This window comes from Kitasatospora griseola (assembly GCF_044999035.1).
GTDB lineage: Bacteria > Actinomycetota > Actinomycetes > Streptomycetales > Streptomycetaceae > Kitasatospora > Kitasatospora griseola.
The window spans coordinates 8,084,052-8,108,945 of record NZ_CP173360.1; the positions used below are offsets into that span (position 1 = coordinate 8,084,052).

General features: G+C 73.6%; 26 protein-coding genes. 12 read left to right on the forward strand and 14 right to left on the reverse strand.

The window, feature by feature from the left end:
• Window positions 1-326: 326 nt before the first annotated feature.
• A complete protein-coding gene (locus tag ACI1MP_RS35980; protein ID WP_404870596.1) occupies window positions 327-1,091 on the reverse strand; it encodes a transglutaminase domain-containing protein in 765 nt (254 codons plus the stop codon).
• 184 nt (window positions 1,092-1,275) lie between these two features.
• On the opposite strand from ACI1MP_RS35980, the gene ACI1MP_RS35985 reads away from it, so the two are divergent.
• Entirely contained in the window at window positions 1,276-2,133 is an 858-nt protein-coding gene (locus ACI1MP_RS35985) for a CHAD domain-containing protein (protein WP_380338494.1), read from the forward strand.
• A gap of 7 nt (window positions 2,134-2,140) precedes the next feature.
• Here ACI1MP_RS35985 and ACI1MP_RS35990 read toward each other — a convergent pair whose 3' ends face one another.
• Window positions 2,141-2,947, reverse strand: coding sequence for an NAD-dependent epimerase/dehydratase family protein (locus ACI1MP_RS35990; RefSeq protein ID WP_404870597.1), 807 nt, complete (start codon window positions 2,945-2,947; stop codon window positions 2,141-2,143).
• 167 nt (window positions 2,948-3,114) lie between these two features.
• Here ACI1MP_RS35990 and ACI1MP_RS35995 point away from each other — a divergent pair, with 167 nt between their 5' ends.
• A complete protein-coding gene (locus ACI1MP_RS35995) occupies window positions 3,115-4,047 on the forward strand; it encodes a hypothetical protein (RefSeq protein ID WP_404870598.1) in 933 nt (310 codons plus the stop codon).
• Between the two features lie 5 nt (window positions 4,048-4,052).
• Here the strand turns inward: ACI1MP_RS35995 and ACI1MP_RS36000 are convergent, their stop codons facing one another.
• On the reverse strand, window positions 4,053-4,817 hold the full coding sequence (locus tag ACI1MP_RS36000) for a uracil-DNA glycosylase (RefSeq protein WP_380338503.1): 765 nt from the start codon (window positions 4,815-4,817) through the stop codon (window positions 4,053-4,055).
• Window positions 4,818-4,962: 145 nt separating this feature from the next.
• Between ACI1MP_RS36000 and ACI1MP_RS36005 the strand changes: the two genes are divergently transcribed.
• Both ACI1MP_RS36005 and ACI1MP_RS36010 read left to right on the forward strand, forming a co-directional pair.
• Complete coding sequence (locus ACI1MP_RS36005; protein WP_380338506.1) at window positions 4,963-5,967, forward strand: slipin family protein; 1,005 nt, start codon at window positions 4,963-4,965, stop codon at window positions 5,965-5,967.
• Between the two features lie 121 nt (window positions 5,968-6,088).
• The gene (locus ACI1MP_RS36010; protein WP_100588371.1) at window positions 6,089-6,508 is read left to right on the forward strand and encodes a CBS domain-containing protein; all 420 of its coding nucleotides are present in this window, start codon (window positions 6,089-6,091) and stop codon (window positions 6,506-6,508) included.
• An 88-nt stretch (window positions 6,509-6,596) separates the two neighbouring features.
• On the opposite strand, the gene ACI1MP_RS36015 is transcribed toward ACI1MP_RS36010, so the two are convergent.
• Window positions 6,597-7,490, reverse strand: a complete 894-nt coding sequence (locus tag ACI1MP_RS36015; RefSeq protein WP_404870599.1) for an SGNH/GDSL hydrolase family protein — start codon at window positions 7,488-7,490, stop codon at window positions 6,597-6,599.
• Between the two features lie 126 nt (window positions 7,491-7,616).
• Window positions 7,617-8,078, reverse strand: coding sequence for a PaaI family thioesterase (locus ACI1MP_RS36020; RefSeq protein WP_380338513.1), 462 nt, complete (start codon window positions 8,076-8,078; stop codon window positions 7,617-7,619).
• Between the two features lie 116 nt (window positions 8,079-8,194).
• Here ACI1MP_RS36020 and ACI1MP_RS36025 point away from each other — a divergent pair, with 116 nt between their 5' ends.
• Together ACI1MP_RS36025 and ACI1MP_RS36030 are read left to right on the forward strand one after the other, a co-directional pair.
• On the forward strand, window positions 8,195-9,289 hold the full coding sequence (locus ACI1MP_RS36025) for a PP2C family protein-serine/threonine phosphatase (RefSeq protein ID WP_380338516.1): 1,095 nt from the start codon (window positions 8,195-8,197) through the stop codon (window positions 9,287-9,289).
• Window positions 9,290-9,459: 170 nt separating this feature from the next.
• A complete protein-coding gene (locus tag ACI1MP_RS36030) occupies window positions 9,460-12,333 on the forward strand; it encodes an FAD-binding and (Fe-S)-binding domain-containing protein (RefSeq protein ID WP_404870600.1) in 2,874 nt (957 codons plus the stop codon).
• A 10-nt stretch (window positions 12,334-12,343) separates the two neighbouring features.
• On the opposite strand, the gene ACI1MP_RS36035 is transcribed toward ACI1MP_RS36030, so the two are convergent.
• Both ACI1MP_RS36035 and ACI1MP_RS36040 read right to left on the reverse strand, forming a co-directional pair.
• Entirely contained in the window at window positions 12,344-12,787 is a 444-nt protein-coding gene (locus tag ACI1MP_RS36035) for a hypothetical protein (RefSeq protein WP_404870601.1), read from the reverse strand.
• A gap of 70 nt (window positions 12,788-12,857) precedes the next feature.
• Window positions 12,858-13,856, reverse strand: a complete 999-nt coding sequence (locus ACI1MP_RS36040) for a Gfo/Idh/MocA family protein (protein WP_404870602.1) — start codon at window positions 13,854-13,856, stop codon at window positions 12,858-12,860.
• A gap of 103 nt (window positions 13,857-13,959) precedes the next feature.
• Between ACI1MP_RS36040 and ACI1MP_RS36045 the strand changes: the two genes are divergently transcribed.
• Window positions 13,960-14,328, forward strand: coding sequence for a hypothetical protein (locus ACI1MP_RS36045; protein WP_404870603.1), 369 nt, complete (start codon window positions 13,960-13,962; stop codon window positions 14,326-14,328).
• Window positions 14,329-14,353: 25 nt separating this feature from the next.
• On the opposite strand, the gene ACI1MP_RS36050 is transcribed toward ACI1MP_RS36045, so the two are convergent.
• From ACI1MP_RS36050 to ACI1MP_RS36060, 3 genes are all read right to left on the reverse strand, one after another.
• Entirely contained in the window at window positions 14,354-15,181 is an 828-nt protein-coding gene (locus ACI1MP_RS36050) for a hypothetical protein (RefSeq protein WP_404870604.1), read from the reverse strand.
• Between the two features lie 233 nt (window positions 15,182-15,414).
• Window positions 15,415-16,413, reverse strand: coding sequence for a glycosyltransferase family 2 protein (locus ACI1MP_RS36055; RefSeq protein ID WP_380338534.1), 999 nt, complete (start codon window positions 16,411-16,413; stop codon window positions 15,415-15,417).
• A gap of 243 nt (window positions 16,414-16,656) precedes the next feature.
• Window positions 16,657-17,415 carry a lytic transglycosylase domain-containing protein gene (locus tag ACI1MP_RS36060; protein ID WP_380338537.1) on the reverse strand — a complete coding sequence of 253 codons (759 nt, stop codon included), beginning with the start codon at window positions 17,413-17,415 and terminating at the stop codon, window positions 16,657-16,659.
• A gap of 545 nt (window positions 17,416-17,960) precedes the next feature.
• On the opposite strand from ACI1MP_RS36060, the gene ACI1MP_RS36065 reads away from it, so the two are divergent.
• The gene (locus ACI1MP_RS36065) at window positions 17,961-19,193 is read left to right on the forward strand and encodes a metallophosphoesterase (protein WP_380338540.1); all 1,233 of its coding nucleotides are present in this window, start codon (window positions 17,961-17,963) and stop codon (window positions 19,191-19,193) included.
• 111 nt (window positions 19,194-19,304) lie between these two features.
• A complete protein-coding gene (locus tag ACI1MP_RS36070; RefSeq protein ID WP_404870605.1) occupies window positions 19,305-19,730 on the forward strand; it encodes a hypothetical protein in 426 nt (141 codons plus the stop codon).
• Window positions 19,731-19,739: 9 nt separating this feature from the next.
• On the opposite strand, the gene ACI1MP_RS36075 is transcribed toward ACI1MP_RS36070, so the two are convergent.
• On the reverse strand, window positions 19,740-20,195 hold the full coding sequence (locus ACI1MP_RS36075; RefSeq protein WP_404870606.1) for a DUF2000 family protein: 456 nt from the start codon (window positions 20,193-20,195) through the stop codon (window positions 19,740-19,742).
• 49 nt (window positions 20,196-20,244) lie between these two features.
• Between ACI1MP_RS36075 and ACI1MP_RS36080 the strand changes: the two genes are divergently transcribed.
• Window positions 20,245-21,048: an AraC family transcriptional regulator gene (locus ACI1MP_RS36080; protein WP_404870607.1), complete on the forward strand. Its 804-nt coding sequence runs from the start codon at window positions 20,245-20,247 to the stop codon at window positions 21,046-21,048.
• Between the two features lie 347 nt (window positions 21,049-21,395).
• On the opposite strand, the gene ACI1MP_RS36085 is transcribed toward ACI1MP_RS36080, so the two are convergent.
• Entirely contained in the window at window positions 21,396-21,875 is a 480-nt protein-coding gene (locus tag ACI1MP_RS36085) for a MarR family winged helix-turn-helix transcriptional regulator (protein WP_404870608.1), read from the reverse strand.
• A 114-nt stretch (window positions 21,876-21,989) separates the two neighbouring features.
• On the opposite strand from ACI1MP_RS36085, the gene ACI1MP_RS36090 reads away from it, so the two are divergent.
• Window positions 21,990-22,838: an alpha/beta fold hydrolase gene (locus tag ACI1MP_RS36090; RefSeq protein ID WP_404870609.1), complete on the forward strand. Its 849-nt coding sequence runs from the start codon at window positions 21,990-21,992 to the stop codon at window positions 22,836-22,838.
• 117 nt (window positions 22,839-22,955) lie between these two features.
• Window positions 22,956-23,909, forward strand: a complete 954-nt coding sequence (locus ACI1MP_RS36095) for an IS481 family transposase (RefSeq protein ID WP_404870610.1) — start codon at window positions 22,956-22,958, stop codon at window positions 23,907-23,909.
• Window positions 23,910-23,953: 44 nt separating this feature from the next.
• Here the strand turns inward: ACI1MP_RS36095 and ACI1MP_RS36100 are convergent, their stop codons facing one another.
• Window positions 23,954-24,313 carry a 5-carboxymethyl-2-hydroxymuconate Delta-isomerase gene (locus ACI1MP_RS36100; RefSeq protein WP_404870611.1) on the reverse strand — a complete coding sequence of 120 codons (360 nt, stop codon included), beginning with the start codon at window positions 24,311-24,313 and terminating at the stop codon, window positions 23,954-23,956.
• Window positions 24,314-24,422: 109 nt separating this feature from the next.
• Window positions 24,423-24,803, reverse strand: a complete 381-nt coding sequence (locus ACI1MP_RS36105; protein ID WP_380338558.1) for an ArsR/SmtB family transcription factor — start codon at window positions 24,801-24,803, stop codon at window positions 24,423-24,425.
• Between the last annotated feature and the right edge of the window lie 91 nt (window positions 24,804-24,894).

Genomic DNA, 24,894 nt, shown 5'->3' on the forward strand with positions numbered 1-24,894 from the left:
CTCTGCGTGCGGGTGCTGCGCCGTCAGCTCGACGGTCTGACTGTGCTGCGGCATTGATCTGCGGCGGGGAGCCAGCGGGCGTGGTGAGGTGGGTGGGGATGGGTTTGGTGGGCGCCGGAGGTTGGCCCGGCGAGTTCTGTGTCGTGCTGCGCCGGCACCTTGATGGCCCGGCTACGCAGCGGTCTTGACCCGTGGTGCGGTGGGGTGGGCGTGATGAGTGGGCGGATGGCGGAGGCCGGCCCGGGCGGGCGGTGTGTCGTGCTGTGCCGCTACCTCGACAGCTTGGCTGTGCCGCGACCCTGATCGGGGTGGCGTGCTGGGGAGGGTCAGAGGCCGGCGGCGCGGTGGGAGAGGACGGGTTCGGCGAGGAGGCGGGCGGCCGGGCAGAGGGTCTGGCCGTGGCGGGCGAAGAGGGTGTCGCGGGAGTCGAAGTGGCCGAGGTCGGCGCGGATGTGGGCGGACAGGTCGCAGGGGCCGGCGGTGGTGGGGCAGGTGGAGCGGGTGGCGTCCCAGTCGATCGCGGTGCGGGAGAGTGCCTCGAAGAGGGTCTCCGGGCCGGAGTTGGTGAAGGGCGTGCCCGTGCCGGCGGTCGGGGTGTCGGCGAACAGGTCGGAGATGGGCAGCCAGGGGTCGTCCGGGGTGCGTCCGGGGAGGTGGAACTCCGGCCAGGCGAGCACCACTTGGGCCGGGACCAAGGAGCGCAGGCGGGGGAAGCGCGGATACCAGAAGGCGCCATCCACGACCAGGCCGCGCACCCGGGTCGGGACGCCCCAACTGCGGGCCACCGCCTCCAGCGCGGCCATGCGCTGACTGCACGAGCCCCGGCCGGTGCGCAGCACTTCCGAGACCGGTCGGGCCTCGTCGATCGAGTACACCGGGCGGACCTCGGTGGCGATCCAGTGGTGCGCCCGGCGCAGCGCCTCGACCGCCGTGGCGGTGGACGGGGGCGCTCCGAGGGCGTCGACGGCGGCGCGGACCCGGGGGTGGGTCAGGTCGAGGATCCGGGTCGGCGCGGTGCTCCCGGCGGCCGTCGCAGGGACGGCCACGCTCCGGCGCCCGTGCCCGCGCGGCATCAGCAGTGTGCTCGTCATGGCTGTCTCCGTCCGTCCCGCCCGGTGTCCAGAGATAGCCTGCCAGGTAATTTGAACACGTTCAATGCTGGATGGCCGAGCGCCTGCCCAGGACTTGACGCTCCGTCGGCCCGCCCGGCGCGGCGCTCCGCCCGAACCCGCCGCCACCGGCCTACCCTGAACAGCACGGAAGGACGTGGCGAACGTGGCACACCGGATCGACGGCAGCGCGGGGGACGTCCTCACCGCACGCCTGCGCGAGCAGACCGCGCGGCTCGTCGCCCTCGAACCCGACGTCCGCGCCGACCGCCCCGACGCCGTACACCAGATGCGCATCGCCGCCCGCCGACTGCGCAGCGCCCTGCGCACCCACCGCCGCCACCTGGCCGGCGACCACACGGGGCTGGAGGACGAGCTGCGCCGGCTCGGCCGGAGTCTCGGCCGTGCCCGCGACGCCGAAGTGCTCGGCGAACGCCTGCTCACCCAGGCCCGCGAGCTCCCCGGCGGCGGCGACCGCGAACGCGTCCTCGCCGAACTCGCCACCTGGAACAGCCGGGAGACCCGCGAGGCCCGAACCGCCGCCCTGGCCGCACTCGACAGCCAACGCTTCCGCGACCTGCTGACCGCCCTCACCGCGCTCGCCGAGAATCCCCCGCTCAGCGCCCGCGCGACCAAGCCCGCCGGCCCGGAACTCACCCGACTCCTGCGTGACGAACACCGCCGCACCGCCGAACGCCTCGCCACCGCCGAACACACCCCCGAGGGCCCGGCCCGCGAACACGCCCTGCACGACGCCCGCAAAGCCGCGAAACGCGCCCGCTACGCCGGCGAGACCGCCGGCCGTCCCGCCCGCGGCTTCACCCGCCGGATGCGCGCCCTGCAGGACGTCCTCGGCCGGCACCAGGACGCGATCGTCGCCCGCGAGGCCGTCCGCGGGCTGTCGGACGGCGGGTTCGGGTACGGCGTGCTGTTCGGGCGGCAGGTGGGAGAGGCGGCGTTCGCACGGGAGTTGCTGCCGGGCGCGTGGGAGCGGGCGGCGCGCCGCCCGAAGCGGATTCGCTGACTCGCCGTCAGGGCCTGAGGTGGCGGAGGGTGAACTCGGGCAGGGCGTAGGGGCCGGCCTGCGGAGAGCCCGGGGCGGCCGGGTGTTCGGCGCCGGGGACGGTCGCGGCGTAGGCCTCGGCGTTGTCCACGGGGAGGTAGTCGATCACCGCCGGGTCGGGAAGCTGCCAGAAACGGCGGGAGTTGGCGGAGACGGCGTACGCCGTGGCGAAACGGACAGTGGGCGGGGCGGCCAGGGAGGCGAGCAGGAACCCGATCGCGTCGCGCGGGCTGAGCCAGGTCGCCAGATAGCGGGGCTCGGTCGGGGCCGGCTCGAAGCTGCCGATGCGCAGGCAGATGACCGACAGCCCGAACTTGTCGGCGTAGAGCCGCCCGAGAGCCTCGACGGCCGCCTTGCTCACGCCGTACAAACCGTCGGGCCGCACCGGATCCTGCGGGTCGGTGAGGTGCTCGACCGGGTGGAAGCCCGTCACCCGGTTGCTGCTGGCCAGCACCACCCGGTCGATGCCGCCGCGCCGCGCCGCCTCCAGCACGTTGTGGGTCCCGAGCACGTTCACGTCGAGCAGTTCCGGAAGCGGCGCCTCGTCCGGCACCCCGCCCAGGTGGAGCACCCGATCGGCCCCGGCGAGAGCCGACTCCACGGCGGCCGCGTCACGCAGGTCGACGACGTGCGCCTCCTCGTTGTCGGCCTCCGGGCGCAGCGGCACCCGGTCGACCAGGATCAGCCGAGACGCTTCGTCCCGAAGCGCCTTGCGCACCACGGATCCGATGTTCCCCGCCGCACCCGTCAGCGCCACCGTGCCCAGCTGCATCATGCCTCCCCGGAGTAGCTCGTCCTCCGCATTCTGGTCACGGGGGCTCCGGCCGATCAAGTGGCGAGCGCCCCTGTCGTCGCGCCCACCTGCCTACGGCCCGTACGGTCGCTTGATCATGTTCCACGGGCGTGGTTCAGTGCACGGCAATACGTCGACGGGGGCGGGCGATGGTGCGCGGTTGGGGGCGGGTGGCCGGGTGGGCGGCGGTGGTGGGCAGTGTGGGGGCGGCCGGGCACGGGGCGGCGGTGGCGTTGGTGCCGTCGTGGCAGCGGGCCGGGGATGTCGAGCGGGTGCTGCCCGTGCTGGTCGCTGTGGTGTGCGCGGTCGGCTGGCTGGTGGCGGCGGTGGTCGATCGGCGGCGTGCCGAGGTGCGCAAGGAAGTGCGGCGTCCGTCCTGGGTGTTGGCCGGGTTGGTCGGGGTGGGCATGGTGCTCGCTTCCGTCGCGGCGCTGGCGCAGGCGAACGGGCCGGACGAGGCCGAAGGGCGGCAGTTGCGGCGGATCGTGCAGGCCGACGGGGCGGAGCGGAAGCTGGCGATCGTCGCGGTGCGTTCCGAGTCGGAGGCGCTCGGGCGGGTGAACCGCCGTCAGGTCTACCGCACCACCGTCGAGTTGGAGGTGCCGTACCAGAGCGGCCGGCGGATCGTCACCATCCCGGTGGAGACCCGTGGCAGGCCGGCCGCCGGTGAGTTGATCGGCGTCCGATTTGCGCCGGCCGCACCGGAGTTGGGCGTCCACGTCGATCGCGGGATGACGGTGGACGGGCTCGGGCTGGTGTGGATCCTGGTCCTCGGGGGGTTCGGCCTGCTCTTCACACCGATCATCCTGGTCGACCACCGGGAGGACGTGCATGCCTGGCGCCGCTACCGCCCCGGCGTGCACCTGCCCGCGTTCGCGCTGCTGATCGCCGGAGTCGGCGCCGCCGGCTACGTGGGGCTGGCCCTGCCGTCGCCGTGGCTCGGCTGGCCGTTGGCCGTGTTCGCCGCCGCCACGCCCTGGCTGTGTCTGGCGCTCGCGATCCGGCCCGAGGCCTTGCGTGGCGTGTTCGACCGGGTGGTGCGCGGGCTCGGACGTCTGCTGATTAATCGTCAGGGGCGCTGAGATTCTCAACCCGACGGGTCGTCAGGAGGGTCGGTCGGGTTCAGGCCTGCCGTGGCGGCGGCGGTGCGGAGGAGGTCGTCCACCATGGCGGGGGTGAGTCGACCGGTGTAGGTGTTGCGCGGGCTGACGTGGAAGCAGCCGTACAGGTGCAGGGCGGGGCCGCCGTCGGTGGCAGGGAGGGCGGCGTGCGCGCCGTGGCCGAACCTCGGCCGTGGGCGGGGGATCTGCCAGCCCGCTGCGCCGAGGGCCGGGAGGACCGCCTGCCAGGCGAAGCCGCCGAGGGCGACCACGGCGCGCACGGTCGGGCGCAGGTACTCGAACTCCCGGACGATCCAGGGGCGGCAGGTCTCGCGCTCCGCGTTGGTCGGCCTGTTCTCCGGTGGGGCGCAGCGGACCGGGTCGGTGATCCGCACGCCGAACAGTTCGAGGCCGTCGTTCCGCCAGGTGGAGTGCGGCCGGGAGGCCAGACCGAGCCGGTGCAGCGAGGCGTACAGCAGATCGCCGGACGGGTCGCCGGTGAAGATCCGGCCGGTGCGGTTCCCGCCGTGCGCGGCGGGGGCGAGTCCGACCAGCACCAGGCGGGCGTCGGCCGGCCCGAAACCGGGGATCGGGCGCGCCCAGTAGTCCTGGCCCTGGAACGCCCGGCGCTTCACCCGGGCCGCTTCCTCCCGCCACGCGACCAGCCGCGGACAGGCCCGGCAGCCGACCACCAAGTCGTCCAGCTCGGCCAGTCCGTGGACCCGTTCGACCAGCGCGGAGGGCAGTTCCATGGGCTCGATCCTACGGGCGCGCACCGGTCGGACGGCGGAGCGGCGATTCGCAATCGGAAAGCGCTTTCCGAGTCGCGTCGCCGCTGCCGCTGCGGAGTAGCGTGGAAGTACGAGTCTGCCTGCCGTACGGGTCGAGGTGACGGCGATGATCGTGGTCGACGTGGTGATTGCGCTGGTGCTGCTGCTGGCGCTGCTCGCCGGGCTGAGCGTGCGCATGGTTCAGCAGTACCAGCTCGGGGTGGTGTTCCGGTTCGGCCGGGTGCTGGACGAGATACGGACGCCGGGGCTGGTGCGGATCGTGCCGATCGCCGACCGGCTGCGCCGGGTGAACGTGCAGATCGTCACGATGCCGGTGCCCGCGCAGGAAGGCATCACCCGGGACAACGTGACCGTCCGGGTCGATGCGGTGGTGTACTTCAAGGTGGTCGACCCGGTGAAGGCGATCATCAACGTGCAGGACTACAACTTCGCGATGTCGCAGGTCGCGCAGACCTCGCTGCGGTCGATCATCGGCAAGAGCGAACTGGACGACCTGCTGGCCAACCGCGAGCCGATCAACCAGGGCCTGGAGCTGATGCTGGACAGCCCCGCACTGGGTTGGGGCGTCCAGATCGACCGGGTCGAGATCAAGGACGTGGCGCTGCCCGAGTCGATGAAGCGCTCGATGGCCCGGCAGGCCGAGGCGGACCGGGAGCGGCGGGCCCGGATCATCACCGCCGACGGCGAGTTCCAGGCGTCCGCGCGCCTGTCGGAGGCCGCGAAGGTGATGTCCGCGACCCCGGCGGCGCTGCAACTGCGGCTGCTGCAGACCGTGGTGGAGGTCGCCGCGGAGAAGAACTCCACCCTGGTGCTGCCGTTCCCGGTGGAGCTGCTGCGCTTCCTGGAGAGCTCCACCGAGCGCAACGCCGCGCAGGCCGTCGAGGCCACCGAGGTCGCGGCGCAGCTCGCCGAGACCGAGGAGGACGTCGAGCCGGCGCCGGACGTCGAGCAGCTGGAGCTGCCACAGGTCGCTCCGGTCGCCGAAGTCGGGCCGCCGGAGCGCCCGTTGGGCGTGACACCGCGCCATGCCGCGCCACGGGAGGTCCCGTCGCGGGGCGTGACGCCGCCGGGCGCCGCTCCGCCGGACGCGGCTCCGCGGCACGCGGCGTGACCGGCCGGGCGGGGCGGGTGGCCGCGCGGCGGGCGGGTGCGGCCAGCGGTGGCGGGCGGTCCGCCGACAGGGCCAGCATGGAAGACGGCCAGTGGACACAACCAGCTCGGGAGGTCCGGCCATGACCACCGCGAAAGAGATCATGCACCCGGGAGCGCAGTGCGTCACCGGCGAACAGACCCTCGCCGACGCCGCCCGGATCATGCGCGAACGCGACGTCGGCGCGCTGCCGATCTGCGACGAGAACATGAAACTGCTGGGCATCGTCACCGACCGGGACATCGTGCTCAGGTGCGTCGCCGACGGACGCGACCCCAGCGGCGTCAAGTGCCTCGAACTCGCCCTCGGCCGCCCGATGGTGATCGAGGAGGACGAGGACGCGAGCCTGGTGCTGGAGGTGATGGAGGACCACCGGGTGCGTCGGCTGCCGGTGATCAACCATCCCGACCACCAGCTCGTCGGCATGATCAGCGAGGCCGACATCGCCCGGCACCTGCCGCAGGAGCGGCTGGCGGAGTTCGTCACCGCCATCACCCGCTGAGCCCTCGGAGCTCCACGGTTCGGCAGTCCGCCGCACCCCGGTTCCCGGCCGGAGTCGGGACGCGGTGCGGCGGCGAGGTGACGGTGCGTCAGTGCAGGTACTGCTTGGGCAGCTTGGCGAGGAACGCGTCCGCGATCACCTGGTAGCCCGCGTCGTTGGCGTGGATGTCGCCGCGCGCCATGTTGGTCCACTGCATGACCCGGGCCACGTTCAGCGGCACCCGCTGACCGCCCAGCGGAACCAGCGGCGCGAAGGAGTTCGTGTCGAACGCCCGCGCCACGTCGGCGGTCGGGACGCGGTGACGGGCGTCCACCGTCTCGATCACCGAGTTCAGCGTGTTCGCCAGCGGCACCGACGCGGTGGCCATCGCCTTGCCCCGGTCGCCCGTCATCCAGGCGGCCAGGAACGGGTCGTACAGGTTCATGCCGACGATCCGGGTGTGCGGGCCGGCCGCGGCCTGCAACTCGCCGAGGATCCGGTCCAGCCCGGTGCGGACCTGCTCGATGCCGTTCAGCGCGCACGGCAGGTCCAGCGAGCCGCCCGCCGCGCAGCGCTGCACGTCGTTGGCGCCGATGTCGATGGTGACCAGCACCTCGTCCTTCCAGTGCGCCTTCAAGTAGGCGACCGCCGCCTCCAGTTGGGAGCCGCCGAAGGAGTGCGGGTACGGGCAGCCGCCGTTCGCCATGGTGCCGGTGGTCTCGCCCGGGCAGCCCAGGTCGGTGAACTCGAACGGCCGGCGGTCGTCCGCCGCCCGCTCGCCCAGTGTCCGCGCCAGGTCCTGGGCGTAGCCGCGCCCGACGATGTGGCCACCGGTCGGCGTGGACTGGTAGCCGGCCGCCAGCGAGTCGCCGACCGCCAGGTAGTACGCGCCGGCGTGCTGCCCGCCCGGCGCCGCCGAAGCCGGAACGGCCGCCGCGCCGGCGAGCGTCAGAGCGGCGAGCGCGGTCGCAACGAGCGTGCGGCGGCGGGGGATCGGGCGCATGGAGCCTCCAGGGCGAATGATCGCGATCAGACGGATCAGAGGAGGCTACTGCCCGGTAAGCCCTCGGGAACAGAGGTGTGCACGCACCTCGTCGGCCGGTTCCGGCGGGGCCGGCGGGCGTGGCGCTCAGCCCGGGAAGGCGTAGACGGTGGTGGCGTGCGCGACCGGGTCGTCCGGGGCGTCCGGCGTGGCGAGGGTGATCTCCGCGAACGCGATGCGCCGGCCCAGCTTGGTCAGCCGCGCCGTCACCAGCAGATCGGTGTCGCGGGCCGCGCGCTGGAAGGTGATCGACTGCTGGACGGTGGTCATCGGCGCGAAGCCGCCCAGCGCGGAGGACACCGCGACGACCGTCGCCGTGTCGGCGGCCGCCATCATCGCCTGCCCGGACAGGCCGCCGCCGTCCCGGGCCAGCTGGTCCGACCAGGGCAGCCGCAGCACCGCGTGCCGCTCCCCGGCCTCCACCACCGTCAGCCCCAGCGCCTGCACCCACGGCGCGAAGCGGTCGGCGAGGATCAGGTCGCCCTCGGCGGGCGACAGGCCCTTCGCGGGAGCGGCGCCGGCGGGTACGGCGTTCGGGGAGGTCGTCATGGCGTGATCGTAGAGGCCGCCCGTGACGCACGGCCATACCCCGGGCGCGGAGCGTCCACCGGGTCGTGGACGGGCCCTGCGCGAGGCATGGTGGTGGGGTGGGAGTGCGGCGGAGTATGGCGGAACTGCGGAGCGAGTGGCGCACCGAACACCTGATGGTGCTGCTGCCGCTCGGCCTGATCGTGCTGATCTCCGTCACAGACATCCTGCTCTCCCCGGACATCCACCTCGGCCCGCTCCTGGTGGTCGCCCCCGCGATCACCGCGTCGTTCGCGGGCGCCCGCCTGACCGCCCTGGTCGGCGCCCTCGCGCTGGTCGCGCAGATCCTCATCGCCCAGCTCCACGGCGGCCTGTTCACCCCCAACCACCAGGCCCAGATCGGCGCGCTCGCGCTGGTCACCGTCCTCATCGTCGCCTTCTGCCGGGTCCGCGAACGCCACGGGCGCGAACTCACCCAGGTACGCACCGTCTCCGACGCCGTCCAGGGCGTCCTGATGCGCCCGCTGCCCGAACACGCCGGCCCGCTGCGGATTGCCACCCGCTACCTCGCCGCCGACGACGAAGCGAACGTCGGCGGTGATCTGTACGCGGCCGTACGCACCGGATCCGCCACCCGGCTGCTGATCGGCGACGTCCGCGGCAAGGGCCTGGCCGCCGTCGGCGACGCCGCCGCGCTGCTCGGCGCGTTCCGCGAACTCGCCCACCGGCACGAGGACCCGGCCCGCCTGGCCGACGCCCTGGAGGCCTCCTACCAGCGCCACCTCGCCGAGATCGCCGACGCCGGCCAGGACATCCGGGAGAACTTCGCCACCGCGCTGGTGCTCGACCTGCCCGACGACCACCCCGTGATCCGGCTCGCGGACTGCGGACACCCGCCGCCCCTGCTGCTCACCCCCGGCGGCGGCGCCCACCTGCTTCCGCTGCCCCGCTCCGGACCCCCGCTGGGCATGGGCGACCTCGCCCCCGTCGAGCGCCGCACCGAGGAGTTCGCCTTCCCGCCCGGCAGCACCCTGCTGCTCTACACCGACGGCGTCACCGAGGCCCGCGACCGCGACGCCGTCTTCTACCCCCTGCCCGCCCGCGCCGCCCAGCTCACCCCCGCCGCCTCGCCCCGGGACTTCCTCGACCGCCTCCGTCGCGACCTGCTCGCCCACGTCGGCGGCCGGCTGCCGGACGACGCGGCGCTGGTCGCCGTCGCCCGGGAGGCCTGACGCGCGCAACCCGGGCCGGCCGCACTCGCGCCGACGGGGCGCGTCCGACAGGCGGCCGTGGGCGGATCCTCCCCGACCCGCCGGTCGCGCGCTCGGACGGTACGTCGCCCCGACCCGCCGTTCGCCGCTCGCGCCGGACGCCGGACACCCCGGCTGGAATGATCGGGGCCATGGCCTCAGATCTCGCCCGCGCCCTCGCCGCCGCCGTCCGCGGCGAGGTCCGCTTCGACCCGGCCGAGCGCGCCGTGTACGGGCAGGACGCGTCCAACTACCGGCAGGTGCCGCGCGGGGTGGTGAAACCGGCCGACACCGACGACGTGCGGGCGGCGCTGGCCGTCTGCCGGGAGCACGGGGCGCCGGTGGTGGCGCGCGGGTCGGGGACCAGCATCGGCGGACAGGCGATCGGGCCCGGCGCGGTGGTGCTGGACTTCCGGCGGCACCTCGGCAAGGTCCTGGCGGTCGACCCGGACGCCCGCACCGCGCGGGTCGAACCCGGCACCGTCCTCGACGAACTCCAGCGCGCCGCCCGGCCGTTCGGGCTGCGGTTCGGACCGGACCCGTCCACCCACAGCCGGTGCACACTCGGCGGAATGATCGGCAACGACGCCTGCGGCTCGCACTCCCTCGCCTGGGGCCGCACCTCCGACAACCTGCACAGCCTGGACCTGCTGCTCGCCGACGGCGCCGAACTGACCGCCACCGGCCCGCTGTCGCCCGCCGAACGGGCCGCCCTCGCCGCCGCCCCCGGCCGACTCGGCCGCCTGCACCGGGAGTTGCAGGCCCTCGCCGCCGACCACCTGGCACTGCTGCGCCGCGCCATGCCGACCCTGCCGCGGCGCGGCTCGGGCTACCCGCTGGACGCGCTGCTCCCGGAACGCGGCCACGACCTGGTGCGGGCGGTCACCGGCACCGAGGGGACGTGCGCCCTGCTGCTCGGCGCCACCGTCCGACTGGTGCCCGAACCGCCGTTCCGCGCACTGGTGGTGGCGGGCTACCCGGACGAGACGGCCGCCGCCGACGCGGTGCCCGCGCTGCTCCCGCTCGGCCCGCTGACCTGCGAGGGGATGGCCGCCGACCTGATCGCCGCACTGCTCGCGGCCGGGCCCCGCCCACCCGTGCTCGACCGGCTGCCCGACGGCGCGTGCTGGCTGTTCCTGGAGACCGGCGGCAGCACCGCCGCCGAGGCCGTCGACCGGGCCCGTCAACTCGCCGACGCGGTACGGCGGGAGCGCACCGCGACGGTCGCCCTGGTCGCCGACCCGGCCGAGCAGCGCGCGCTGTGGTCGATCCGGGAGGCCGGCGCTGGCATCGTCACCCGCCTGCCCCCGGGCCCGGCCGGCACACCCGGCGGCGCGGCCTGGCCCGGCTGGGAGGACTCGGCCGTCCCGGTCGAGCAACTCGGCTCGTACCTGCGGCAGTTGAGGACCCTGCTGAAGCGGCACGGCCTGCGCGGGGTGCCGTACGGGCACTTCGGCGAGGGGTGCGTGCACCTGCGCCTCGACTTCCCGGTGCGCGAACGGCCCCAGGCGATGCGGGAGTTCCTCGTCGAGGCGGCGGATCTGGTGGTGGCGCACGGCGGTTCGCTCTCCGGCGAGCACGGCGACGGGCAGGCCCGGGCCGAACTGCTGCCCCGGATGTACCCGCCGGAGGTGATCGACCTGTTCGCCCGGTACAAGCGGATCTGGGACCCGGACGGCCTGCTCAACCCCGGCCTGCTGGTCGACCCGCGCCCGCTGGACGCCGATCTGCGCTTCCCCGGGCGGGAGTTGCCGCTCACCCTGGCCTATCCGCAGGACGCCGGCAGCCTGCTGAACGCGGTGCACCGCTGCGTGGGCGTCGGCAAGTGCGTGGACACCGCCGGCGGGGTGATGTGCCCGAGCTACATGGTGACCGAGGAGGAACGGCACTCCACCCGCGGCCGGGCCCGGCTGCTGGGCGAGATGCTGCGCGGCGAACTCGTCACCGACGGCTGGCGCTCGCCGGAAGTCCGCGAGGCGCTCGACCTCTGCCTGGGCTGCAAGGGCTGCGCGAGCGACTGCCCGGTCCAGGTCGACATGGCCACCTACCGGTCCGAATTCCTGTACCACCACTACCGGTTCAGGCCCCGGCCGGCCGCCCACTACTCGTTCGGCCTGCTGCCGCTGTGGCTCCGGCTGGCCCATCTCGCGCCCCGCGCCGCGAACGCCGCCCTGCGCGGCCGGATCAGCGGGACCCTGCTCAAACGCCTCGGCGGCATCGACGCCCGGCGCGCCCTCCCCGCCCTCCCGGAGCGCCGCTTCTCCGCCTGGTTCCGCGAGCACCGTGCCGCCCACCCCGCCGACCCGGCCGCCCCCGCGGTGCTGCTGTGGCCCGACTCGATGTCCGAACTCCTCGACCCCGCACCGGCGGTGGCGGCCGTCCAGGTCCTGGAACGGCTCGGCTTCAGGGTGCAGCTCCCGACCGGGCCCGTGTGCTGCGGGCTCACCCTGATCGCGAGCGGCCAACTCGGCCTGGCCCGGCGGGTGATCCGGCGCACCCTGCGCCACCTGCCACCCGAGCTGCCGGTGGTCGGCCTGGAGCCGTCCTGCACCGCCACGCTCCGCGGCGACTGGCCGAAGCTCCTCGACGGCCCGCTCGAACTCCCCACCCGGGTACGTACGTTGGCCGAGTTCCTGGACGAACGCGAAGTCCCCCTGCCGCGGCTCGCCGGAGCGGCGATGACCCAGGTGCACTGCCACCAGCACGCCGTCCTCGGCACCGCCGCCGACCAACGCCTCACCGCCCGCCTCGGCCTGGAAAACCGCCAACTCGACGCCGGCTGCTGCGGACTGGCCGGCGCCTTCGGCTTCGAGCGCGGCCACTACGAGGTGTCGATCGCCGCCGCCGAACGCGCCCTGCTCCCCGCCGTCCGCGCCGCCGCCCCGGACACCCTGCTGCTCGCGGACGGCCTCAGCTGCCGCACCCAGCTCACCCAACTGGAGCCGTCCGCCCGACCGTTGCACCTCGCCGAAGTCCTGCTCAGCGCGTTCGAGCAGGCCGAGGGGCCCGACCGCGCGCCCGGGTAGGTCGAGGCGGTCAGCGGAGCACGGAGGCCGCATCGTCGCTCGGGGCCCGGTAGACCGTCACGATCGAGGCGACAGCGTCGATTTCGAGCGGTCCGGCGATCCGCAGCCAGACCAGCCCTGGCAGGTCCTCGGTGCGGTCGAGCCGACCCACCGCCTCGGCCGGCCAGGGCAGCGGCAGCTCCGGCAGGTGGGTGAGGGAGATTCCGTCGATGCACGAGGGCGCCGGATCGGGTTGCCAAGGGCGGACCGAGCGAAGACCCGCCAGCGAGATCACCACATCGGGCGTCGACGGCCCCTCGCGCAGCCACACGTCCAGCGTGCTGGCCTTGCCGTCCTCGTGGGACTCGTCCAGCGAGACGCGCTCGATGAAGTGGTCGAGGCAGGACTGCAGCGCCAGGGCCGCGTTCGTGCAGCGGTTCCGGTGGGCGTCGATCCTCGCGTGCTGGTCGGTCACGGCACGAGACTACGTGGCACGACCGACCGAATGGCGCCGCAGGGGACCCGCGAGGCCTCGGCCGGCGCGCTCACTCGCCCGGGTAGCGCACGCCGATTCGTTCCCGTGCCGCGTCCAGGGTGCGCATGACGGCGAGGGTGCCGTCGAGCGGGACGAGGGGGGATTCGGTGGCGCCGGTGCGCAGGCAGTGCATCACTTCGGCGGCTTCCAGGCCGTAGCCGTGGCCGTCGGCGGGCGGGGCGTGGAAGGTCTCGGGGGCGCTGCCGTCGCGGTGGAGGGTGAATCCGGTCGGGTGGAAGAAGTCGCGCTCGATCTCGATGTGGCCCAAGTTGCCTTGAACGGAGGCGCGTTGGGCGCACTGGGTGTCGAGCGAGCAGGAGAGCTGGGAGGTCGCGCCGTTGCGGTGGCCGAGCAGGAGGGCGGTGTGCGCGTCCACGCCGTGGTCGGTGAGGCGGGCGCGGGCCTGAATGCTCTCCGGCTCGCCGAGCAGCAGGTGGGCGAAGGCGACCGGGTAGACGCCGAGGTCCAGCAGGGCGCCGCCGCCGGCCGCCGGGTCCCACAGGCGGTGGTGCGGGTCGGTGGGGGCGGCAAAGCCGAACTCGGCCTGGACGGAACGCACTTCGCCGATCGCGCCGTCGGCGATCAGCTCGGTGATCCGGCGGACGGACGGGTCGAGGTAGGTCCACATCGCTTCCATCAGGAAGACCTCGCGCTTGCGGGCCAGCGCCACCAGCTCGGCGCTCTGCCCGGCGTTCAGCGTGAACGGCTTCTCGCACAGCACCGCCTTCCCCGCCTCCAGCAGCAGCTTCGCCGCGGCGAAGTGCGCCGCGTGCGGGGTGGCCACGTACACCACGTCGACCTCGGGGTCGGCCGCGAGCTCCTGCCAACTCCCGTACGCCCTTCCGATGTTGTGGCGCTCGGCGAACGCCCGGGCGGACTCCTCCCGGCGGGACGCCACCGCGAAGGCCTGCGCGCCGGGCACGGCGGCCAGGTCCTCGACGAAGGAGCGGGCGATGCCGCCGGTGGCGAGAATGCCCCAGCGGATCGGGCGGTCGATGATCGGCGGCACGGGAGTCCTTCGCAACGGCGCGACGTACGGGCCCGCCCAGCCTATCCACCCGCGCACCGGAATTCGGTGGGGACGGCGGACCGGCGACGGCTACCTTGGCGGCATGGAATCCGAACACCCCCTGCTCCGGGACGTCTTCCCGGAGCTCGTGGACGAGTTGGCGGCCCTGCTGGAGGCCGAGGGCGAGCCGGAACTGGCCTCCGGTGCAAGCGAGTTGCGCCTGGTCGCACAGTGCGACTGCGGCGACGACTTCTGCCAGAGCCTCCGCACCGCCCCGCACTCGGCGGGCCGGCCGTACGGCCCGGGCCACCGCTGCCTTCCGCTGCCCGCGACGAGTGGCACGGTCGTCCTGGACGTGGTGGACGACCGCATCATGTACGTCGAGCTGATCGACCGCCCGCCCCTGCGGGACGCGCGACGTCGGGAGACCGCGGAGACCGCGGAGACCGGCCAGGGCGGCGCCGCGCACTGACCGGTCTCGGCAACTCGCCGTGAAATCAGGCGGTTTCGATCGCCTTGGCGGTCTGCCGGGGAATGGTGGCTGCGGCCGGCTGCGGCTCGGCGGGAGCGCTGTCGGAACCGGCAGCGGGCGGCTCGGCGGCGGTGGGCGGCTCGGGCGTGGCGGGGTTGGCGGGCGCGGGGGCCCCGGTGGGCGACGTCGGGGCGGTGGGCTGGATCTTGTCGTCGCGTTCGTCGTCGCCCGCCCCGTCGCGGGTGGTGAGGACGGTGTCGAAGATCTCGCGGAGCTTGTCGGTGGCCTGCTTGGAGAAGAGGCCGCAGAGGCCGGCGATCCCGGCGAAGCCGTACGGGTTGGTGGCGGTGCCGTCGGTGCCGTTGGCGAACAGGCCGCCGCGCAGCAGGAAGTAGACCAGCAGCGCGAGCGCTCCGCCGATCGCCGTGCGCAGCAGGTACCAGGGCAGCCAGCTGGGCAGCAGCTGGCGGTTGCCCGCGTAGGTGGCGAAGGACGTCGCGGCGTGCACGAAGCTGCCGAGTCCGCTGGCCGCCAGGACGGCGATCAGCATCGCGGTGTTGGAGGTCAGGTGCCACGGGCCGAGGCCGAAGACCGTCCACAGCTCCGGGGCGCCGGCCGGGGCGCGTTCGGCGGTCAGCGTGGTGAGCGGAGTCCAGACGCTGATCAGCGCGGCCACGCAGATGAACGCCTCGGCCAGCAGCATCAGGCCGAGCAGCAGGACCGCCCAGCCGGCCATCTGCTGCTGGGGCGGGAGCGGGGCGACCTGCCCCGGCGTGGGGCCGCCGTCGCCGGCGAACGGGTCCGGGGCGGGGCTCGGAGCAGGGTCGGCCGTCGGGGAGACAGGGGGAGTCATCGAGGAGTTCGCCTTCCGGTCCGGTGGTGCACGGCAGACGGTGCACGGAGGTGGCGCGGCAGAGCCGGTCGCGGGGAGGGACTCTACCGTCCGGACGGGCCCGACAGTTCGTCAGGACCCCCGGGCGGAACGCGAGATGACACCCACCCGTGGCGCGGACGGCCCGATGCCGCCGGCCTCTACCGGAGCGTGTACCCGCCACGGAGCGCGGGGAAGCGTCGGCCGGCGGGGTGTCAGCGGCGCACGCCCGACAGGCGGGAGAACTTGGCGACCTCGAAGGTGGTGTACGAATTCGACGCCAGCAGGGAGAACTTGATGCCCTCGCGACCGTCGGGGCGCCGGTAGCCCTCCGGGAGGAAGCGCTTGTAGTGCTCGGCGGCACGCTGGAAGAACTGCGGGCGCTCGGCGCGGGTCAGCGTTCCCGGCAGGTCGTAGACGAACAGGTAGTGGCGGACCATTCGGGTGAACAGGTGCGTCCGCACCTCGGGGTTGACCGGCGGGGCCTCGGCGGGCTGTGCGTCCAACAGCTCGAAGGTGCTCTCGTAGCGGTCGAACAGGTCGAAGTGGCTCGCGCCCTCGCTGCCCTCCGGGTGCAGGGTGTGGCGGCGGCGGATGGTGACGCACTCGCGGTCCAGCACCGCGATCCGGGAGGCGGACAGCAGCGAGCGGTGCACCGCCGGGACCTCCTCGTAGAACCCGTCCGGGAAGGTCGGGACGGCGCCGTTGCGCACCAGCCGGTCCCAGATCAGCGGCGGCGCGCCGAACAGTTCCGGGTGCTCGTTCAGGGTGAACACCTCCGGCCCGGCGGCGGCCAGCAGCTCGGCTGCGTTGCCCGGCCACACCTTGCCCCGGTACTCGCGGTTGTGGCCGAACAGCAGCAGGTCGACCTCGCCGGTCTCGGCGAGCCGGGCCGCCATCGCCTCGAACGCGTCCGCCGGCAGCAGGTGATCGGAGTCCAGGAACAGCAGGTAGTCGCCGCGCGCGTGCGTCGCGCCGGCCATCCGGGTCTGCCCGATGCCGGGCTCCGTGTCCAGCCGCAGCACCCGTACCCGGGCGTCGCGCAGCTCGTACGCCTCCACCAGCCGCTCCTCCGGGCAGTGCGGGGAGGGCGTCCGGACCACGATGATCTCGAACTCGCGGAACGACTGTCCGAGCAGGGAGTCGAGACACTCCTTCAGTTGTTCCTGCTCGTCGTAGGCGGGGAGCACGACGGTGATCAGTGGTGGGGCCATGGGCGGGAGGCTAGGGGCGGGGACAGCCTCAGGCAAAGGTCGGAAGCCGCTCGAAAGTGGCCATTCCGGACAGTAGAGGCGGGAAGTTCGCTGAATCTTCACCAAATGAACACGACCGTGCGATGAAATGTCCGGATAGAGGGCGGAACGCCGTGACTTGCTGACGTATCGTCAGATGTACGCATGGTGGTGGAGCTGCGCACACACCGTGCCGAACCTCCCCGGAGGGTCGGACCGCAGCCCTCAGTACCAGTTGTGCGACTGCCAGAACGACCACGCCGCACACGGGCTGCCGTACGTCTGGTTCATGTACTGCAGCCCCCACTTGATCTGGGTCGCCGGGTTGTCCCGCCAGTCCGCGCCCACCGACGCCATCTTCGAACCCGGCAGCGCCTGCATCAGCCCGTACGCACCCGAGGACGCGTTGGTCGCGTGCACGTTCCAGCCGCTCTCGCGCTCCACGATGTTGTTGAAGCACTGCAGCTGCCCGGCAGGCACGATCTGCGCCGCGATCTGCTGCGGCGTCCCGCTGTACGTCTTCGCGAGCGGCGGCGCGGACGCGGAAGCGGCGGGCTTGCCGGTCGGCAGCGCCTGGCGCTGCTGATCCCGGGACGCCGCCTCCGCCCGCGCCTTCGCCTCCGCCGACGCCTTGGCCTGCGCACTGGCACTGGCACTGGCGCTCGCCTCGGCCTGCGCGCCGGCACTGGCGCTCGCCTCGGCCTCGGCCCGGGCCTTCGCCTCCGCCTCTGCCTGCGCGCTCGCACTCGCACTGGCGCTCGCGCTCGCCTCGGCGGCGGCCTGCGAAGCCAGGGCGTCCGTCGCGAGCTGCTGGTCGCTCGCCGACGCGGGCCTGGCGGCGGCCTCGGCTGGGGTCGAGTGCTGCGGCAGGGCGACGGCCAGCGCCGAGGCGCCCGCGACCGCGAGCGTCGCCACACCCGTCACCACCGCGCGGCGGTGACGGCGGAACTTCCCCGAAAGGCTGGGCGTGCGGTGCTTCGGCATGGCGATCTCTTCTGGTACGGGCCGGACGGCCGGGGGACACGGCGGCCCGCCGACCGGCACCCGCTGCGCAGTCGTGGGGGCACGGCGCAGCGCGGCAGTCGGTCGACTGCGGCAGCAGGGCGGTGGCCGGCGGAACCGGCCGGACCGCCCGGCGGACGGGGAACATTCTTGGCAGATCACGGAGAGTGGCCCAAAAAGCCCGAAAACTATGGCCCGTAGTAGCCGGGACGGCGGCAGGCGGGCCGCGGACCGCCCCGGGCCGGCCTGCGACGGGCCCGGTGCGACGGTCGTCCGACGGCCACCGGATTGCCGCTGACCTGCGAAGTTGCGGTAGCCTTCGGTGGTCGGGCAGCGAGCCGCGAGCGCCACCCGACCGGCGCCTCGACCCACCCACTATCGAGGACCGTAGAAGCCCCCCGCGATGTGGGCGGGCTCACAGGAACCGAACGCGTCCGGGCACACCCCGCACCCGCCCGGCCACGCCCGGTGGACTGCACCGGCACCCCGGTCACAGCGCGCGATCACCACGCCCCGATACTGGCCGCATGGTGATCGCGGTGGTGGGGATTGCGGCGCTCGGCCTGCTCGGGGCGGCGCACTGGTACGTGTGGCGACGACTGGTCCGCGACGTCTCGACCCCGCGCAGCCGGTACCGGCGGGCAGGCACCGTGCTCGTCGTCCTGCTGCCCGTCCTCTCGCTGCTGGCCCTGGTCGGCGGCCGCGCCTTCCCGCTCGCCGTCGAACGCTGGTTCGCCTGGCCCGGCTACCTCTGGCTGGCCGTCCTGCTGTACCTGCTGCTCGCGCTGCTGGTCGGCGAGGTGCTGCGCCCGCTGCTGCTTCGCCTCCCGCGCCGCCCCTCGCGCGATCGCGAGGACCGGCCGGCGGAGGAGCTCGCGGCCGAGCCCTCGGACGAGCCTGCGGTGGAGGACGTCACGGTGGCCGACTCGGCGTCGCGGTCGCGGCGGCTGTTCGTCTCGCGAGTGGTGGCCGGGGCGGCCGTCGGAGTCGCCGTCGGGGTGGTGGGCAACGGCGCGTACGGGGTGCTGCGCGGGCCGCAGGTGAAGCAGGTGACGGTGCCGTTGGCGAAACTGCCGCGGGCCGCGCACGGCTACCGGATCGCCGTTGTCAGCGACATCCACCTCGGCCCGATACTCGGCCGGGCGCACACCCGGCGGATCGTCGACACCGTCAACGCCACCCAGCCCGACCTGATCGCCGTGGTCGGCGACCTGGTCGATGGCACCGTCCCCGAACTCGGCCCCGCCGCCCGCCCGTTGGCGGACCTGCGGGCCAGGGACGGCGCGTACTTCGTCACCGGCAACCACGAGTACTTCTCCGGCGCCGCGCCGTGGGTCGACTTCGTCCGCGAACTCGGCGTCCACCCGCTGGAGAACGCCCGCGTCGAACTGCCCTGGTTCGACCTCGCCGGGATCAACGACATCGCCGGCACCGCGCAGGGCCAAGGCCCCGACTACGAACGGGCGTTGGGCGACCGCGACCGCGGCCGCGCGGCCGTCCTGATGGCCCACCAGCCAGTGACCGTCCATGACAGCGTCCGCCACGGCGTCGACCTCCAGCTCTCCGGCCACACCCACGGCGGCCAGCTCTGGCCCGGCAACTACCTCGCCGAACTGGCCAACCCGACCGTGGCCGGCCTGGAGCGGTACGGCGACACACAGCTCTACGTCACCCGCGGCGCGGGCGCCTGGGGCCCGCCCGTCCGGGTCGGCGCGCCGTCCGACATCACGGTGGTCACGCTCGCCTCGCTCCAGGCCTGAGCCGCCGCCGGGTGGCCGGGCGGTCGGGCGGTCGGGTGGCCGGGTGGCCGGGTGGTCGCGCGGCGGAAAACCGTTGGCAGGGACGGTTGCCGGTTCGGCAGGATCTCCGGCATGGAACGAGAGCCGCAGCAGGAAGAAGGAGTGCCGGTCGACCGGCTGGCGTTCAGCGCGGAGCAGTGCGTGGCGCTGGTCGCCGACAACCACGGCCGACAGCTGGACTGGACGGCTGCCTCCCTGGCCGAACTCGACGCGGTCTGTGCCGAGTTGATCGCCCCCGAGCCGCTCGGCGAGGCGCGGATGGCGATGTGGTGGTCGCTGGTCGCCTGCTACACCGGCGAGGTGATGGTCCGCAGCTACGGGGGCGAGTGGATCGACGCCGGCGAGGACTCCGCCGGCCCCGCCGTCCGGGTGCTCGGCCTGACGGCCTTCCCCTTCAACACCGCGCACCGAGTGCTCAGCGGCGAAGAGGGGAAGAGCCTGGCGTCCTCGGTCGGCATGATCCCCGGGCTCTCCCGCCACCGCGGCCTCTCCGACTGACAGTGCGGCTCAAGGGTGCATGCGCGCACCCTTGAGCACCTTGTCGACCGCGTTGCGCGGCCCGTGCAGCGCCAGCCCCACCAGATCGAGCCCGGCCGTCGGCACCGCGCGGACCGCCGCCCGGTTGTCGCGGTCGTTGCCGGTGCCGAACAGCTCGGCCGTGAACACCGCCACCGGCAGCGAGCGGGACAGTGCCCGCGCATGGGCGGACGTCAGCAGCTCGCCGGCGCCCTCGAACACCAGCACCGGCTGACGGAACATCGGCAGGTACGCCGTCCCGTCCGCGTCCGCGTACGGCTCGCCGATCAACTCCGGTACGGCGGTGCCCAGTCCGCTCACCAGGAAAGCCGTCACGTTCAGGCGCTGCCAGGGCTGGAGGTCCTCGCGCAGCAGGACGGCGATCTTCGTGTCGAAACGGAGAACGGCCGGGGTGCTGGGGGCACTGGGCAGGGTGTGGGTGTCCATGGAGTGAGCGTGCCGTCCCGGGCGCGGCCAGGTCTTGTACGTTCTTTGCATGACAGCGGCGGCCCGGCAGGAGATCACCGCCTGGCGGCCGCGCGTCCCCGGCATCGTCGAGGTACTGCACGCGCACCTCACCGAACACCGCTACCCCATGCACGTCCACGACGCCTGGACGCTGCTGATCGTCGACGACGGCGCCGTCCGCTACGACCTCGACCGCCATCGCCGCGGCACCCCGCACGACACCGTCAGCCTGCTGCCGCCGCACGTTCCGCACAACGGGTCGCCGGCCACCGAGGCGGGCTTCCGCAAGCGCGTCCTCTACCTCGAACTCGGGCAACTCGGCGCGGAGTTGATCGGACCGGCGGTGGACGGGCCGGACCTCGCGGATCCGCTGCTGCGACGGCGGGTCGGGCAACTGCACGCGGCGCTCGGCACGCCGGGGGAGGAATGGGAGGCGGAGAGTCGGCTGGCGCTGATCAGTGCGCGGCTACGAGAGCTGCTCCGACCCCGAACGGCGGTGCCCGCCGCGCCCGTTGACCGCGGCCTCGCCCACCAGCTGCGCGACCTGCTGGACGCCCGGCTGACCGAGCGGACCACCCTCGACGAAGCCGCGAGGCGTCTCCACGCCCACCCCGCCCACCTGGTCCGCGCCTTCACCACCGCGTTCGGCCTGCCCCCGCACCAGTACCTCACCGCCCGCCGCATCGACCGTGCCCGCCACCTCCTCCTCGACGGCCACCCCCCGAGCACCGTCGCCACCACCCTCGGCTTCCACGACCAGCCCCACCTCACCCGCCACTTCCGCCGCATCCTGGGCACGACGCCCGGACGGTTTGCGCGCGGGGTGCGATAGGGGTCGGGGGTTGCGCTGCGCGCGGCCAGCCTGCGGCGCAAGGAGCCCGGACCCGCCCCGACGCAGGAGTCGGGCGAGGTCGTCGGGATCCTGTGGGCCCACGCCCTGCCCGGCGGCGCACTCCAGCACGTCACCGTCGTCTGCAAGGCCGATCAGGTCGACGTCCTGCTCTATCTCCTCACCCGGCATCCCGCCGACGGCCCGTCGACCTCCGTGTGCACCGCCCACTCCCTGCTCGCCCGCAGCTACCGGGCCTCACCGCTGCTGGCCTGCCGCTACCACCTGCCGACGCCGACCGGCTGAACTCCCGTCAGGGGACGGGTGGCCGACGTCGGCGGCCTGCCCGGTCATTCGCTCGGTGGGCCGGCCTCGCCGTGGCGGGCGACGAGGGCCCGCATGGACGTCAGGAAGCCCTGGACGGCGGCGAGTTCGGCGGGGGAGAGGCCGTCCACCAGGGTGGCGGTGTCGGCGATCAGCGGGCCGAAGTAGCTCTCGCCGAGGGCGACGGCCTGCTCGGTGACCTCCAGCAGGACGCGGCGGCGGTCGTGCGGGTCGCGGGTGCGGCGGACGTGGCCGAGGCGTTCCAGGCGGTCCAGGGCGGCGGTGGTGCCCGCCGAGTTGAGGCGCAGCTCGCGGCCGAGCAGGCCGGGGGTCGCGGGGGTGCCGGAGCGGGCGGCGTCCAGCAGGGCGATCAGGGCGCGCAGGTCGGTGGGGTGGAGCCGGTTGCGCCGGGCGAAGTCGGCGGCGAGCACCTCCAGGTCGACGGTGAGCGCACGGAGGTGATGGACCGTCTGCAGGCCGTGGCGGTCCGGGAGTTCGGCGGTCATGCGGTGCGGGCCTTTCGATGGGGTGCCTTCGGGGGCGGAGACGCACATGCATATTATCTCGCCGAGCGAGAGACTTGCTCAGCGAGAAAACCCTGCCAGCCGGAGGCTGCCGCCATGGCGTTCGACCGTTCCGCCTTCCTGTCCGCGTACGACACCCTGCTCGACCGCTGGCCCGTACCGGTCGAGCCGATCGACCTCGACACGCCGTACGGCACCACCCGGGTGAACGCCGCCGGGCCGACCGACGGACCGCCGCTGGTGCTGATCCACGGCGGCGGCTCCACCGCGGCGAGCTGGTGGGCGAACGTCGGCGAACTCGCCTGCGAGGCGCGGGTGTTCGCGGTCGACCGGATCGGCGAGGCGGGCCGCTCCGCGAACGCCGGCGACCGGCCGCTGCGCACCGTCGAGGACCTGCACGGCTGGCTGGACGCCGTCCTGGACGGGCTCGGCCTGACCAGGACCGACCTGTGCGGGCACTCCTACGGCGGCTGGATCGCGCTGAGCTACGCGCTGCGCCGCCCCGACCGGATCGACCGCCTCGCCCTGCTCGACCCCACCGGCTGCTTCACCGGCTACTCGCCCCGCTACCTCCTGCGCGCGGCGCCCATGCTGGCCCGCCCGACCGAAGCCCGCGCCCGCGCCTTCCTCGCGTGGGAGACCGGCGGCATCCCGCTCGACCCGGACTGGACGCGGCTCCACGGCCTCGCCGCGACCTTCCCCGCCGCCCGCCCGATCACCGGCCCCCGCCCCACCCCCGAGGCGCTCGCCACCCTGCGCGCCCGCTGCCTGCTGCTGGTCGCCGCGGACAGCCGCCCCCACGACCCGCGCACCCTCACCGCCCGCGCCGCCCGGCTGCTCCCGCAGGCCGAACTCCGCACCCTGGACGGCGTCTCCCACCACGCCCTGCCGTACACCCGGGCGGAGCGGCTGAACGCGGAGCTGACGGGCTTCCTGGCGCGTTAGGTGTACTGACCATGGAGGTTGGTGACAGGGTTCACGGTCGGGTGGTCTTGAAACGAGTGAGGGCCTTCTGGCCTGGTGTGGATTGCGACATCTGCACCGGCGACCAGAAAGGCCCTCATGCCACACCGTAACGCACCCCTGACCGAGACCGGACGCCTGCGCCTGGCCCGCTGCGTGGTCGAGGACGGCTGGCCGCTACGACGGGCCGCCGAACGCTTCCAGGTCTCACCGACCACCGCCAAGCGCTGGGCCGACCGCTACCGCGCGCTCGGTGAGGCCGGTATGGAAGACCGCTCCTCGCGCCCGCACCGCAGCCCGCGCCGGACCCCGACCCGAACCGAACGACGGATCGTCAAAGTCCGCGTCCTGCGCCGCTGGGGACCCGCCCGCATCGCCTACCTGCTGAACCTCAACCCGGCCACCGTGCACCGCGTCCTGACCCGCTACCGGCTCGCCCGCCTCGCCCACCTCGACCGCGCCACCGGCCGGGTGATACGCCGCTACGAGCACCGCGCGCCCGGCGAGCTGGTCCACGTCGACATCAAGAAACTCGGCAACATCCCCGACGGCGGAGGACACCGCGCCATCGGCCGCGAGGCCGGCCGCAGGACCCGCTCCGGCGCCGGCTACAGCTACGTGCACAACGCCGTCGACGACCACTCCCGCCTCGCCTACAGCGAGATCCTGTCCGACGAACGCAAGGAGACCGCCACCGCGTTCTGGACCCGGGCGAACGCGTTCTTCGCCCGGGCCGGGATCACCGTCCGACGCGTGCTGACCGACAACGGCGCCTGCTACAAGTCCCACCACTGGCGCGACACGCTGACCCGGGCCGGCATCACCCACAAGCGCACCCGCCCCTACCGGCCCCAGAGCAACGGCAAGGTCGAACGCTTCAACCGCACCCTGCTCGACGAATGGGCCTACGCACGGCCCTACCGCACCGAACAAGAACGCCGAGACGCCTACCCCGCCTGGCTCCACACCTACAATCACCACCGCGGACACACCGCACTCGCAGGCAAACCACCCGCCAGCCGCGTCCCCAACCTCACAGGACAGAACAGTTAGGGCCTGTCTGACAAGATCGGCCGGACGGGCCCCGGACCCCGCGGCTACCAGCTGGTGCGCAGGCGGTAGGAGGGGGTGAGGTCGCGGACCTCCGCGGAGCGGACCACCTCGCGGCCGAGGACGGGCCGCAGGTGCTTGTCGAGCAGGCGCAGCACCTCCTCGGACAGCCGGGCCTTCAGTCCCTCGGGCCGGCCCGGCAGCAAGCCGATCGCGATGTGCACGAAGGCCGTCAACTGGCCGTCGGCGTCGTCCACCCAGGTCTCCGCGGCCTGTCGGAAGAACGTCTTGCACACGCCCCGGGACGCCACCCACTCGCGCACCATCGGGTGCAGCTCGCGGACGAATCCGGGGCGGTCGAAGGAGTCGGCCAGCTGTGGCGAGTAGTCGACGGTGATGTGGGGCATGGCAGGACCTTCTTCGCGCAGATGCTTGGCTTCTACACCTGCCATTCAAGCCCCGCCCACCTCCGGGCCCGCGCCCGGGGTCCCACATGCTGGACGCGCCGGGGTGCGGTCAGTCGACGGCGGGCGCGGACCCGGCCGGGGTGTCGTGGATGCCCAGGCGCAGGTGCTCCACGTGGTAGAGGGCCTGGTCGAGGAGCTCGGCGACATGGTTGTCGTACAGCGCGTAGACGATCGAGCGGCCGTGGCGCTCGCCGGTGACCAGGCCGAGGTTGCGCAGCAGCCGCAGCTGGTGCGAGCAGGCGGAGGGCTCCAGGCCGACGGCCTCGGCCAGGTCGCCCACCGAGCAGGGCCCTTCCTGGAGCCGGGCCAGGATGTGCAGCCGGGAGGGGGTGGCCAGGGCCTGGAGGGTGGCCGCGACATCGGCGGTTCCGACGGCGTCCAGGCGTTCGCGGGTGGTGGCGCTGCTGGCGGTGTCGATTCCGTGGCCCATGGGCCCATCATACCGGTGACACCTGAAGACCTGTTCAGATGTTCCGGTATGGTGAAAGTGTCGTCCTCCCCATCGGCGAAGGGTTGCCCCG